Genomic DNA, 12,908 nt, shown 5'->3' with positions numbered 1-12,908 from the left:
ATGGCAATAGGTTTCTTTGTCATGGACATTTTTGAAAATACAATGAAAATAATGAGTGTGCAGGCCATTCCAATCCAATTTCCAGTAATTTTGGTTCATTTCACCCAGAAAAATTGTTATTTATTCCGAGACTCTATTTAGTTAAAGAATTGCAAGAAAGAATCAAAGGCATTGACATAAAAGGGATAAATGATTTAAATCAACTAATACAATACTTAGACAAGAAGCCCCTTTCTATTTTCCCACAATATTTTACGACAGAGCGTCCAGATGTTTCAACATCAAAGTTGCTTGAGGGAAGAGTTATTTGTTTGTTAGATGGTAGTCCTTATTCATTATCAACCCCTACTAGTTTTTTTGAATTTTTTCAATCTCCAGATGATTACAACCAAAGATGGTTACTTGGTACTCTATCTAGGGCATTAAGATTTACTGCATTAGTAATAACATTATTTGCTTCTGCGTTCTATGTAGCAGTATCTATGTTTCAATATGAGATTATTCCTGTTAATTTACTGCAGCAGTTTATTAAATCTAGAAGTGATGTGCCATTTAACCCACTTATTGAGGCATTAATTATTGAGAGTATTATTGAGTTGTTAAGAGAAGCAGGCGCAAGACTACCGTCTAAAATAGGACAAACAATCGGTATTGTTGGAGGTATAGTTATTGGTACTGCTGCAGTAGAGGCTGGTTTTAGCAGTAATATACTAATTATAGTTGTTTCTATATCTGCTATATCTTCTTTTGTAGTTCCACATATTATAATGACCGCTTCTTTAAGGATTTCTCGATTTATTTTTATTATTCTTGCATCAATAGCGGGCTTCTTTGGAATAATTTTTGGACTCATTATTTTATTAATTCATCTTTGCAGTATAAAAAATATGGGGGAGTATTATTTTAAACCTATAGCACCATTATCTTTGAAGGACTTAAAAGATACTATTATTCGTGCTCCTTATCAGTTCTTTAAGAAATAAGTTAATGAGGAGACTAAATATGCAAAATGAAAAATTTAAACCGTTCTATTTATTTTATATTACCTATATGACTCAAATAGGTATAGTGTTCTTTAGCTTACCAAATATTATAGCCACTCATTTTGGATATAACGGTTGGATCATGATTATACCTATTTCCGTTGTTGTTTTGATTCATATTGGATTGATTGCTACAATTTATCGATTTAGTAAAGGTGAGTCGATTTTTGAAACATTTGAGAGTTTAAATTCAAAGGCTAAGATAATATTAATGCCTTTATATATTTTTTTGAGCATATTTTGGTCCATTCTTTCGGTTACAATCGCAAAACACTATGTACATGTTATGAAGTTTCTATATTTTCCTCAAACTGATATACAGTGGTTTGTACTAATAACATTAATTCTTACTTTTTACCTTGTTACAAGAGGAATTATAACAATTGTTCATATCACTACTATATTTTTCTTTTTATCTGCACCAATAATATTTTTTTTATTACATTTTGTTCCTGACTTCTCTTTTTTGCAATTTTCTACATTTTTGTTTAATGAAAATACCGACTTTTATGGAGGGATAATCGAAGTATATACTGCATTTCTAGGATTTGAAGTAATCCTATTTATGTTCCCGTATATAAGTAAAGAGAAAAGCGGTTTTAAATATGTTTTTTGGGGTCACTTATATACTTCCTTTGTATATTTGATTGTTACTATATTTTGTTATGGATTTAACAGTATACAACAGTTAACTCATCAAGTTTACCCAGTAGTAACTTTAATAAAACATATCGAATTTGAATTTGTTGAACGATTGGACTCTATCCTTTTTATGTTATTTTATTTAAAGGTGTTAATTACTATTACAATGTATGTCTGGATTAGTTTAGTTACATTAAAAAGGGTGGTTAAATGGAGTGATAATCTTATTGTTTTTGTGTTATTGACAGTTGGATATCTATCAACGCTCGTTTTTGTAACAAAAAAAGAGTTAGTCATTTTGTTATCTACCTTAACAAAAGTTCAATTGTTCATATCAGTCTTCTTACCAATATTATTATTAATGATTATTTTTAAAAAAAGGAGAAGTAATGGCTAGAATTTTACTGATTAGTCTAATCTTGTTGATGCAATCGGGATGTATGGACCAAAAAATTGTTGAGGAGTTAGGATTTATTCATACATTAGGTTATGAGTCAAATGAGGAAGGAGAGGATATTGGAAAGCTTAAAGTAACCGCCTCATTTCCAATAGCAGAAACCTTAGAACAGCAAACTAACACTATTGTTGTTGATACTCCAAGAGCATCAATGCTATTTTTGAACAAAAAGACAGATAAAAATCTAGTTTTAGGACAAGTTAGAAGTATTCTAATTGAAGAGAAACTTGCAGAAAAAGGAGTTTGGGATTTAATCGATACATTCTATCGTGATCCAGTTTTAAGACCAACTGTAAAACTGTCTCTTGTAAAAGGCAGCCCACAACAAATGCTATCTAAAGACTATCCAAATTATAAAATGGTTGATAGTGTTATCGAAAAGCTTTTGACAAAAGAAGCAAAGTTAAATGCCATTCCTGAAATGGATATACATAAGTTTGCGAAAGATTACCTAGATGACGCTATTGATCCTATTGCTCCAATTATTTTACCATCTAAAGATGGAATACTGGTGGAAGGTATTGGATTATTTAGTGATGATCAGTTAAAAATATCCTTACAAGAAACAAAAGCAAGAGTTTTCTTTCTTTTAACTGGTGAGTTTAAAAAGGGCCAATTACCAATTAAAATTAATAAAGAAGAGGATGTATTATTTAATTTTTTAAAGAATAAAATAAGTATAAAAGTTGAATTAAATAATAATGAAGATATAGATGTAAATTTGTCAATTGATCTCAAAGGTTATTTAGTGGAGTACCAAGGAGAAATAGATATTAATGATGAGAACAAAATCGCAAAGGTGGAGGGGGATATTCAAGAATATTTAGAAAACGAAATACACGGAATATTAGAAATTATGAAGGAACATCAAATAGATAATCTCGGTTTAGGAAAGTATATAAAAAGAAAAATGGATTATCAGACATGGAAAAACCTAGACTGGCCCAAGTCAATTGATCGAGTAAACATTAACCCTACTGTAACCGTAACCATTATAGATACAGGATTGGTTAAATAATGGGGGAGTATCTACTTCATGAACACAATGTGCCAATGTTTTATGCTACAAGATCAGTCAAAAAATAGTTTCTAAAATAGTAATCCCCGATTTATGTACTTACTTTGGTAAGTGTGTGAAATCGGGGTATCTCATTATTTATTATTGAAATTGAATATGATGTAAATTTGCAAATATTCCTTTTGCAGCGACAAGCTCATCATAAGTTCCACGTTCCTCAATACCATTTGGTGTGATGACTAGGACTTGATCGGCATCACGGATGGTCGATAATCGATGGGCAATTATTAAGGTTGTACGATTTTGAGCAAGTTCACTAAGGGATTGCTGAATAATTTTCTCTGTTTCTGTATCCAGAGCCGATGTTGCCTCATCCAATATTAAAATAGGAGGGTTCTTCAAGAACATACGAGCAATAGCCAACCTTTGTTTTTGTCCACCAGAAAGCTTTAATCCTCGTTCTCCTATTTCAGTATCATATCCATTTTCCAATCCTTCGATAAACTCTTTTAAGTGAGCTTTTTCGGCAGCTTTTTGAATATCTTCAAAGCTCGCGTCTAACTGTCCATAGGCGATATTTTCTCGAATAGTTCCTGCAAACAGAAATACATCCTGCTGTACAACCCCAATTTGTTTTCTCAACGATTGTTGAGTCATCTCACGAATATCAATACCATCGATACTAATAGAACCACTTTCAACATCGTAGAAACGTGGAATGAGTGAACAAATGGTTGTTTTCCCTGCACCAGAAGGCCCTACTAGAGCAATTGTGTCTCCCGCTTTTACATCAAAGGAAATTTGATCGAGCACTTTTTTATTGTTTTCATAGCTAAAGGATACTTTATCGAACGTAATATCTCCATTCAGTTTCTTAACTTCAATTGCATTTGGTCGATCTGCAACTTCAGGTTGATGATCTAACATCTCTGTAAATCTTTTAAAACCAGCCATACCCTTAGGATATAATTCTAATAAGGCACTAATTTTATCAATTGGTTTAATTAGTACATTGGTAAATAAAACAAAGCTTACAAATTCACCATATGTAAGTTGCCCATTAAAACTAAGCCACGCACCTACAACTAATACAATAAGTGTTAATAGGCGAGTCATCATATAAATACTAGAATGTGTACCAGCCATAATTTTGTAGGCATATAATTTTGCTTTTCGGAAAAAGCCGTTTTGTTTACTAAAGCGTTCTGTTTCAAAATCTTCATTTGTAAAAGACTTCACAACACGAATCCCAGAAATACTATCTTCAACACGGCTATTTACATCTGCAATCTTCCCATACATGTCCTTCCATGCTGTATTCATCTTCTTGTTACAGTATGTAATGAGCCAAATAAGGAATGGCACCATTACAAGAATGATGAAAGCAAGGGTTGGATTGATCGTGAACATAATTGCAAATGCACCGATGAATGTCATGATTGCAATGAAGAAATCCTCGGGTCCATGATGGGCAAATTCCCCGATATCAAACAAGTCATTCGTAATTCGGCTCATGACGTGCCCGGTTTTTATATTATCGAAAAAGGAAAAGGACTGCTTTTGAAAATGGTCAAATAATTGCTGACGCATATCCGTTTCGATATTAATACCGAGCTTATGTCCTAAATAATTGACGATGAAGTTTAATAACGTACTAAGTAAATATGTAAGTAATAATAAAATACTCACTTTCACAATAGTATCCCATTCACCAGTTGGAAGTAGGTGGTCAATAAACCACTGTACAGCCACAGGGAAGGCTAGTTCCAAAACGGCAACGATAATCGCACTACTAAAGTCGATTATGAATAACCTTTTATGAGGCTTGTAGTAAGATAAAAATCGAAATATCATAAAAATCCTCTTATTCTTTCATGTTTAATTTGTAGAAAATATCATTCAATATTAACAATATTCTATAATAATTGAGAATTGCAATCAAATTTAGTGGTAAATCCCTTAAACTGCAATGATTATTTATTCAGTAGTGTAAGTTTAATCATAAATCTAATTTATTCCATATTCTATCAATTAGGAGTACAATAGTTTCATTAATTTATAGAGATGTTAATAATTGATTTTATGAAATTAGTATAAATCTGAAAGAAGGTTCACTATGTTAAGCGGATTAAATAAGTGGCTTCAAAAGTATATGCCCATCCTGACACCAATCTCCCTTGTCATAGGTGTGTTAATCGCGGATATAGGGAATCATTTATTGTTTCTTGTACCATGGATTTTTGCAATCATGACTTTTTTAGGTAGTTTAAGTTTGAACTTTAAAGGGTTAACTAGTTTTTCAAAATACCCATGGGTGATTTTAATCACCATCGCTTTTTTACATATCCTTATGCCAATTTGGGCGTATTTAGTATCAACGGTCATATTTCATGATCATTTATTAACAATTGGATTTGTCCTTTCTGTTGCGATTCCAACGGGAGTTACGAGTTTTATATGGGTAAGCTTTAGTAAGGGACATATTGCACTCGCATTATCCATTATTTTAATAGATACATTGTTAGCACCAATTATTGTACCTGCATTATCATACATAGTAGTAGGTGAAGCGGTAAGTATTGATACAACTTCTATTATGGTCGATTTATTATGGATGATTGTATTACCATCAATTGCAGGTGTAATTCTCAATGAACTAACCAAGGGGAAAATCGTGGAGACGGTTGGCAAGCCAATGGCACCTTTCCAAAAGTTATGCTTATTTTTCATTATCATGATTAATAGTAGCGCAGTTGCACCATTCTTTGAAAATATTACTTGGGAAATATTCGGGGTAATTTTAGTCGTTTTTGTATTGGCAGTATCAGGCTATGTTTTATGTTTACTATTTGGTCATTACCTTTGGAAAGACGTTAGTATTATTACAACTTTTATTTTCACAGGCGGTATGAGAAATATCGCTGTAGGTGTCGTTATTGCCACAACTTATTTCCCACCTAAAGTTGTAATGCCAGTGGTATTCGGGATGCTCTTCCAACAAGTGTTAGCAGCGCAGTTTAGTAAAATACTAGAAAAATATAAAGCAAAAGTTCATCCAGTTCTAATAGAATGAGATTGACCTGAAAATTCTATTAAATGTTGAAGAGAGGGCTTTATTTTTATCGATAGAATAACTATCCAACAACCTTATTATTTATTCATCATAGGTGTCATCAAAATAATATGTAAGCTATATCAACTAGCGCTTAAAATAGAAAAGACTTGTTAAAACTGAACATACTTACAATTCATATTAACAATATTCTATAAAGAGGTATTAGCCGCAATGATTCAATTCATTGGTATTACAAATGATAACCATCTTGAAAAAAACACATCCATTGAAACCGTGGATTTATTGTCCTTCAAATGGTATTGGGTTGATTTTAGTGAAGCGACAGAGGAAGAAATTAAACATTTATCGAATACATTTCACTTTCATCCGCTCGCTATAGAAGACTGTGTTCAGGAATTCCAACGAGCAAAGTTAGATTACTATAGAGAGTACACATTTTATGTAACACACGCTGTTCGTGTGGAAGAACTTGAAATACAGAAAGATGAAGTTGATTTTTTTGTTAGCGAGAATTATATTGTCACCTTTCATAAAAACCCATCACTAGAAATAACAAAAGTATGGAATTTATTATTAGCTCAAGTAACGTTAGAAAAATGGGATCCTTATTATGTGTTTTATGAGATTTTAGATAAAATCGTCGACAATTATTTCCCACTTGTTTACAAAATTGAAGACGAATTAGAATCAATGATTAAAAAAACAGATAAAAAATCCATGGATCAATTAATGGATGAACTTTTTGAAACAAGGAACATGCTATTGAATCTCCTTCATATAATAAATCCAATGCGTGATTTACTTTATCGTATGTTGAATTCGCATCATTTAAATTTAAATCGAGTTGAAGAGAGAAAAGTATATTTTAATGATATTTACGATCATCTTTTGAAACTTTCCGAAATGGTGATGACAAATCGTGAAGTAACGGCAGATATAAGGGATAGTTATTTATCGTTAAATTCACATCAAACAAATAAAGTAATGAAAACATTAACGATCATCACTTCCATCTTTGCACCACTTACATTTATCGCAGGAATTTATGGTATGAATTTCAAAAATATACCTGAACTAACATGGGATTATGGGTACTTTATATCGCTTGGTTTGATGGTCGTAATAGGTGGTTTAATGCTAATTTGGTTCTGGTGGCGTGGTTGGTTTAAATAAAAGTAGTTCGTTCAAACTTATTATTTATTTCATCCTCATACTAATTAAAATTAATGCGACTCCACTTAATAAGAAGATTATTTTTCCTAAAGAAATTTTATCGCCTAAACCAGAGACTCCGATACCTGTCGTAATAATCATAACAGTTGGACCAACAAGAGCTAGCATTGTATTAATGACTAATGCTTTTTCAAGATCATTAAATTTAAACATTAATCCAGCTGCAGCAATATCAACGCTTCCCGAAAATATGCGTAATAATACCATGTATAATAATGCACTTTCCAAAATGTCATCTCCTGATATTTTATATTTCTTCACTGAAAATGTATGTTTGTCCAATCTGAAATATTTGTCCAAATTTGGTAGGGATTATTCCAATCTCATAACTACAACAAAGGAAGAAAGATAGGAGAAGACTAATGGAGGTGACTTTAACGGCACCTCCATTTTAATTAACTATTGGATTTTGATTGAATGAGATTTTTTAATTGTTGATTCATCAATTTTGCTTGGGATAGGGCAATTTTGTCTTGTAGTATTTCCTGAGGTTTACTTGCTTTACCGATGACATAGCCAGTAAAAGGCATATTTAAAAAATCAAATGTATATTTAAACTGTTGGATTAGCGGTAATCCTTTAATTCTTGGATTGTCTCCCCCTACAGCGACGACAAATGTTTCTACCGTTTTAAGGTGTTCTTTAAAAGTAGGATATCTTTCGTCTCGGATGGCTTGACTAAAACGATCGATCAAATTTTTCATCAAGCCAGAAGTGCTATACCAATAGATTGGTGTCGAAAATACTAGTACATCACTTTCTAAAATTGTTTCTATGATGAAATCGTGGTCATCATCAACTATAGAAAAACCTTCCTCTGTATGACGTTTATCTTCAATTGGTTTAATCGTTAAATCTTTTAAATATACCTTCTTAAAATCAATACCTTCCAAAAATACATCTGTTAGTTTCTCTGTATTTCCGTTTGATCTTGAACTACCGATAAAAGCAACAATTTTCATAGGAACCTCCTCCTTTAAAAAAATAAAAAAAGACGTACATAAAGAAATCTATGTATGTCTTTTATGAATAAGTCATATTAAATTTTGTTAATTAATGCATGAATTGTTTCTTTTAAATCGTCATCGTGTTTAGATAGCTCGATTAAGTTCGCTACACGTTCTTTTAGAATGTGACGCTCTAGAATTTGTTTTTCATCTAAAACGCTAATTATAATTTGCATAATTAAACGATCACGTTCTACTAAAGCTTCTTCAAGACGTTCTGGTACGATTTTTGCATCTACTTTCTGTACTTTACTACCCATTAACCTTACCCCCTACTATAGTATCAATGCGCCATAGCGTATTTAATATTCAGCATTATCTTAACATATTTTCGCTATTTAAGAAATAATAATAGCCAACAATTGTAAGTGAAAAATTTAGAAGAAAATTAAAGGAGAATAAACAAGTATTTAGAATATATATTAAAGAGAGGAGATGGGGATATGAAAGGAATAATGAATAATAAAAAGAGAGAGATTACTCCGGAAGAAACTGAAGAATTCCTAAAAATTGCTAAAGTAGCCCATGTTGCAACTGTTGGAGAAGATGGGTATCCATATGTAATTCCATTTGTATATGTTTATGAAGGTGGAAGTAAACTGTATATTCATATAGGAAATTTACGTGAAAGCCATTTCTGGACAAATGTTAAATCCAATAATAAAGTTTCAATTGAAGTAAGTGAAATGGGACAAGTTGTTCCTGGGAAAAAATATGCTTGTCAATCAGCATTAGGTTATACAAGTGTAGTCATATTTGGAACAATTAAGCATATAATAGATGATGTAAAAAAAGAATGGTTTTACGATCAACTCTGGAAAAAATATGGGGATCCAAATTGGCAATTTGAAAAAGGTGGCTACCCTGCACTTCCAAAAACTGAACTTTTTGAAGTAGAAATTGAAAAAATAACCGGTAAATTTAGTAATGCAATGAGTCATTAAAAAAAGAGTGTTAGAGTCGTTTAAATGGATGATTCTACACTCTTTTTGTAATACTTAACAAAAATTTGCAAGAATTTACATTTTGCTATTATTTACGATATAGTATAATATCAGATACCTAGATAAAATTTGTGAATGAAATCTGGGCAATTAGGTGTTACACTTATAATAGGGTACTATACATTACGTACTTTAATCACATATAATAAAACATTATAGATTTAATTTTACCTAAATATGAAATTTAGGGGGTAGATTTGCATATATTATTAATCTTAATAGTAAATTTATAAATGGTTAATAAATGTAATGTAATCTTAATTGATATATATACTTTAACGAAGGTGATAAAAGGTGACAAAAATGACATGGAACCCGAAAATTTTAATATTAACAGGTAGCTATGGCAATGGTCATTTAAAGGTAACTAAAACTTTAAAAGATATGTTCTTAAAACAAGGGGTAACTGAAGAAAATATCGTTGAGTCCGATTTATATTTAGCTTCGCATCCTATTTTAACGAAAGCTTCGAAATATTTATATATAAAAAGTTTTACTTATGGTCAAAAAATTTACGGTTTTCTCTACTACGGCGGCAGCAAGAATAAAAGAATCGTATCTTACGATTTCTTAAATAAGTACGGTATGTCGACATTAATTGATTTGGTTGAAGAAGTAAAACCAGACATTATTGTAAATACATTCCCAATGCTTGTTGTTCCTGAATTTAGAAAAAGAACAGGCGCTCAAATTCCAATTGTTCATGTAGTAACTGATTACTATGCACATAAAAATTGGATCCATGAGGAAGTGGACAGATATTATGTTGCTTCTGAAACGTTAAAAAGTGATCTGATGAAACTTGGATTCTCAAGTGAGCGTATTAAAGTTTCTGGAATACCAATTGATCCAGTATTTGAAACTGAATACGATAAGAAAGCTTTATTTGATGCATATCAACTTGATATGAACAGACCTGTTGTATTAATCGCTGCGGGTGCTTTTGGTGTGTTGAAAGATATTGATGAAATGGTAAATAAGCTTTTAGAAGTAAACAACAATCAAGTCATTGTTGTTTGCGGTAAAAATGAAGAGCTAAAAAATACATTAACATCAAAATTCGCTGACAATAAAAACGCATTAATCCTAGGCTTTACGAATAAAATGGACGAATTAATGAAAATGGCCACTGTAATGGTTACAAAACCGGGTGGTATTACTTTAAGTGAAGCATTAGCGGTTCAAGTACCACTAATTTTATATCGTCCAGTTCCTGGTCAAGAAAAAGAAAATGCAATTTTCTTTGAAAGTAAAGGGGCAGCAGTACAAGTTACAAAATCTAGCAAATTGCTTGATAGTATATTAAATTTACTTCAAGATGAAAAACTTCGTATGCAAATGAAAAAAAATATGAAGGAATTGTATAACGAACATGCAGCAAGGGTTATTGTAGAAGATGTTATGTGCTTGCATGCGGACAAAGAAAAAATGAATAGGATAATCGTTTAATATATGAAATCGACTAAATATGAATTCTATTTACTCATTATCCCTTTAGTAATAGTTGAATTTGTTAGAGGAGCTTATGTAATTAGCTATCTACCAAGTCTTTCTATTAATCCAATAGGAATTTCTTTAGCAATCGTAGGTGTAGCAATTTCAATTCACTTTATCGGTGATACATTTGCGAACTTCGTTATGGGATATGTAATTGAGAATATTGGTAGTAATAGGGTATTACATTTAAGCTTTGCTGTGATGACACTAAGCTTATCCATATTTAATTTATGGCCGAATGGTTTTACCGTAGTTATCAGTACTCTATTTACAGGAATTGCCGTATGTCCAATTTGGATTTATTTGCTTACAAAAGCTGCAGGACATAAACGAGGGCAAAGAATTAGTGTTGTCTATCTTGGATGGTTATTGGGATTAGGCTCTGGCTATGTAGTGATGAATTATTTAATTCAGTTTAATATAGATCATTTATTATGGTTTTTACCATGTTTAACTTTGATTGCTTGGATTATGTATACCATTGTGAATACGGGAAATATCTGTGTTGAAAAAGTAGATATCAAAAAGCAATGGGATATCACTAAGGAACTCGTGAAAAGTAGTAAGGTTGTAGTTCCCGGGATCCTTTTCCAAGGTATTGGAATGGGAATGTTAATACCGATTCTTCCGGTATTTGCAATGAAGGATCTTCATCTTTCAACGAATCAGTATACATTATTAATACTTATCGGCGGTGCGAGTTTAGTAGTAGCTCTTGTTCCGCTTGGTAAACTGGTTGATAATGTAAAAAATAAAATTATATTATGTATTATTGGTTTTCTAATTTTTGCGACTGCATTATTTGCACTTGGAACAAAACCAAGTCTTGCTATGATTATAACAGTTGTGATCGTTTTAGGCGTGTTTTATGCTTTATTCCTTCCAGCATGGAATTCTTTTATTGCAGGGTATATACCTGAGTCATTAAAATCTGTTGGATGGGGAATCTTCTCTAGTTTACAAGGACTCGGTGTAATGATTGGTCCTGCACTTGGTGGAGTGTTAGCAAAATCCTATGAAACGATGGCAACTATTCAGGCTAGCGCAGTCATTTTTGGAGGAGTAGCAGTATTCTATTTCTTCTACGCAATTAGAAAACAGAAAAAAGAACTGAATACGAATACGTAAAAAAACAGCTTGTTGATTATACACAAGCTGTTTATTTTTTTGATTGCATTTGACGACGTGAGAAAGTTGCTCAATTCTACATGAAAGTCGCTCAATTGCGTGGAAAAGTTGCTCAATTCTGTGCAATAGTTGCTCAATTATTTGGGTATGACCTGAAGTTTCTCAAAACAGCCCAAAATTCGCTCATATCAGCACGTAAATTTATCATGAGAAATGCATTTAAAATTATTCAAGTTGCACTTAATTTTTAAATTGAAATTATTGAATAAATAACTTCATCGTTCTCATACTAACAATGTTTCACAAAGCAATCCAAAATGATGATGAGAGGTGAGCACCGTTGAGTGGTCCAGGGCATTTTAATCCTAGATCTCGTGAGCTTGGCCGTAATTATCAAAAACCAAGGAAGCAAAAATCTCTAATCAATGGTCGAACAGAGGTTTCTCTGTCAAACCAGATTTTGAGAAGTAACGCGAAAGCGCATCATTGGTAATCATTTAGGATTTTGTGAAGCACATTCACTGTATCCGAAATGATATACAGGGAGGGGTTGTCTTGGACAAACCGCCGAAGCACCTTCAACTAAAGCATACATTTTACTTTTTAAAGTAATGAATGCATTGCATTGAGGGTGAGCGTATCATGGAAGATGAGTGAAAATTGGGGCTGTCCAAAAAGCCCCTAAATTATAAAACAGGTGAATGGCAATTTTAGTTTTCCGATTCACCTGTTTTCCATTTTCTTTAATTTTTAGTGAAAGTAGCTGGCGGATGCCTGCTACTTTCAGGAGATTGTGAGCCATA

Annotated in this window: 13 protein-coding genes; 9 read left to right on the top strand and 4 right to left on the bottom strand. The window is 32.1% G+C overall.

Annotation, left to right across the window (positions count from 1 at the left end):
• The first annotated feature begins 149 nt into the window (after positions 1–149).
• The 3 genes from ACOQFO_RS01205 to ACOQFO_RS01195 are packed head-to-tail and all read left to right on the top strand — an operon-like array spanning position 150 to position 3,160.
• Positions 150–983, top strand: coding sequence for a spore germination protein (locus ACOQFO_RS01205; RefSeq protein ID WP_421687890.1), 834 nt, complete (start codon positions 150–152; stop codon positions 981–983).
• Between the two features lie 19 nt (positions 984–1,002).
• On the top strand, positions 1,003–2,082 hold the full coding sequence (locus tag ACOQFO_RS01200) for a GerAB/ArcD/ProY family transporter (RefSeq protein WP_421687889.1): 1,080 nt from the start codon (positions 1,003–1,005) through the stop codon (positions 2,080–2,082).
• Positions 2,075–3,160, top strand: coding sequence for a Ger(x)C family spore germination protein (locus ACOQFO_RS01195; RefSeq protein WP_421687888.1), 1,086 nt, complete (start codon positions 2,075–2,077; stop codon positions 3,158–3,160). Before ACOQFO_RS01200 ends, ACOQFO_RS01195 begins: the two co-directional genes overlap by 8 nt.
• 141 nt (positions 3,161–3,301) lie before the next feature.
• Here ACOQFO_RS01195 and ACOQFO_RS01190 read toward each other — a convergent pair whose 3' ends face one another.
• Complete coding sequence (locus ACOQFO_RS01190; protein WP_421687887.1) at positions 3,302–5,014, bottom strand: ABC transporter ATP-binding protein; 1,713 nt, start codon at positions 5,012–5,014, stop codon at positions 3,302–3,304.
• Between the two features lie 262 nt (positions 5,015–5,276).
• Between ACOQFO_RS01190 and ACOQFO_RS01185 the strand changes: the two genes are divergently transcribed.
• Entirely contained in the window at positions 5,277–6,233 is a 957-nt protein-coding gene (locus ACOQFO_RS01185) for a bile acid:sodium symporter family protein (protein ID WP_421687886.1), read from the top strand.
• Positions 6,234–6,446: 213 nt separating this feature from the next.
• Positions 6,447–7,409 (top strand): magnesium/cobalt transporter CorA, encoded by a 963-nt coding sequence (gene corA, locus ACOQFO_RS01180; RefSeq protein ID WP_421687885.1) that lies wholly within the window; start codon positions 6,447–6,449, stop codon positions 7,407–7,409.
• A gap of 24 nt (positions 7,410–7,433) precedes the next feature.
• Here the strand turns inward: corA and ACOQFO_RS01175 are convergent, their stop codons facing one another.
• From ACOQFO_RS01175 to ACOQFO_RS01165, 3 genes are all read right to left on the bottom strand, one after another.
• Positions 7,434–7,700, bottom strand: a complete 267-nt coding sequence (locus tag ACOQFO_RS01175; RefSeq protein ID WP_421687892.1) for a YqhV family protein — start codon at positions 7,698–7,700, stop codon at positions 7,434–7,436.
• A 164-nt stretch (positions 7,701–7,864) separates the two neighbouring features.
• A complete protein-coding gene (locus tag ACOQFO_RS01170; protein WP_421687884.1) occupies positions 7,865–8,431 on the bottom strand; it encodes a flavodoxin family protein in 567 nt (188 codons plus the stop codon).
• 77 nt (positions 8,432–8,508) lie between these two features.
• Positions 8,509–8,736: a phosphate-starvation-inducible protein PsiE gene (locus ACOQFO_RS01165; RefSeq protein ID WP_421687883.1), complete on the bottom strand. Its 228-nt coding sequence runs from the start codon at positions 8,734–8,736 to the stop codon at positions 8,509–8,511.
• 183 nt (positions 8,737–8,919) lie between these two features.
• On the opposite strand from ACOQFO_RS01165, the gene ACOQFO_RS01160 reads away from it, so the two are divergent.
• The 4 genes from ACOQFO_RS01160 to ACOQFO_RS01145 all read left to right on the top strand — a co-directional run bounded on the left by ACOQFO_RS01160 (position 8,920) and on the right by ACOQFO_RS01145 (position 12,598).
• On the top strand, positions 8,920–9,420 hold the full coding sequence (locus ACOQFO_RS01160) for a pyridoxamine 5'-phosphate oxidase family protein (RefSeq protein WP_421687882.1): 501 nt from the start codon (positions 8,920–8,922) through the stop codon (positions 9,418–9,420).
• 363 nt (positions 9,421–9,783) lie between these two features.
• Positions 9,784–10,929 (top strand): MGDG synthase family glycosyltransferase, encoded by a 1,146-nt coding sequence (locus ACOQFO_RS01155; RefSeq protein WP_421687891.1) that lies wholly within the window; start codon positions 9,784–9,786, stop codon positions 10,927–10,929.
• A 3-nt stretch (positions 10,930–10,932) separates the two neighbouring features.
• A complete protein-coding gene (locus tag ACOQFO_RS01150) occupies positions 10,933–12,105 on the top strand; it encodes an MFS transporter (RefSeq protein ID WP_421687881.1) in 1,173 nt (390 codons plus the stop codon).
• Between the two features lie 340 nt (positions 12,106–12,445).
• On the top strand, positions 12,446–12,598 hold the full coding sequence (locus ACOQFO_RS01145) for a YpzG family protein (RefSeq protein WP_421687880.1): 153 nt from the start codon (positions 12,446–12,448) through the stop codon (positions 12,596–12,598).
• Positions 12,599–12,908 lie beyond the last annotated feature (310 nt).

Source organism: Ureibacillus sp. MALMAid1270, assembly GCF_049202975.1.
In the GTDB taxonomy this organism is placed as follows: Bacteria; Bacillota; Bacilli; order Bacillales_A; family Planococcaceae; genus Ureibacillus.
Note: the sequence above shows the minus strand (reverse complement) of the source record. Positions and strands in the feature narration are given on the sequence as shown.

What these genes read in the sequence shown, in the direction of transcription:
- ACOQFO_RS01160 (WP_421687882.1), top strand. Translation starts at nt 8,920, where the DNA reads ATGAAAGGAATAATGAATAATAAAAAGAGAGAGATTACTCCGGAAGAA.
- ACOQFO_RS01170 (WP_421687884.1), bottom strand. Translation starts at nt 8,431, where the DNA reads ATGAAAATTGTTGCTTTTATCGGTAGTTCAAGATCAAACGGAAATACA.
- ACOQFO_RS01190 (WP_421687887.1), bottom strand. Translation starts at nt 5,014, where the DNA reads ATGATATTTCGATTTTTATCTTACTACAAGCCTCATAAAAGGTTATTC.
- ACOQFO_RS01150 (WP_421687881.1), top strand. Translation starts at nt 10,933, where the DNA reads ATGAAATCGACTAAATATGAATTCTATTTACTCATTATCCCTTTAGTA.
- ACOQFO_RS01195 (WP_421687888.1), top strand. Translation starts at nt 2,075, where the DNA reads ATGGCTAGAATTTTACTGATTAGTCTAATCTTGTTGATGCAATCGGGA.
- corA (WP_421687885.1), top strand. Translation starts at nt 6,447, where the DNA reads ATGATTCAATTCATTGGTATTACAAATGATAACCATCTTGAAAAAAAC.
- ACOQFO_RS01185 (WP_421687886.1), top strand. Translation starts at nt 5,277, where the DNA reads ATGTTAAGCGGATTAAATAAGTGGCTTCAAAAGTATATGCCCATCCTG.
- ACOQFO_RS01155 (WP_421687891.1), top strand. Translation starts at nt 9,784, where the DNA reads ATGACATGGAACCCGAAAATTTTAATATTAACAGGTAGCTATGGCAAT.
- ACOQFO_RS01200 (WP_421687889.1), top strand. Translation starts at nt 1,003, where the DNA reads ATGCAAAATGAAAAATTTAAACCGTTCTATTTATTTTATATTACCTAT.
- ACOQFO_RS01165 (WP_421687883.1), bottom strand. Translation starts at nt 8,736, where the DNA reads ATGGGTAGTAAAGTACAGAAAGTAGATGCAAAAATCGTACCAGAACGT.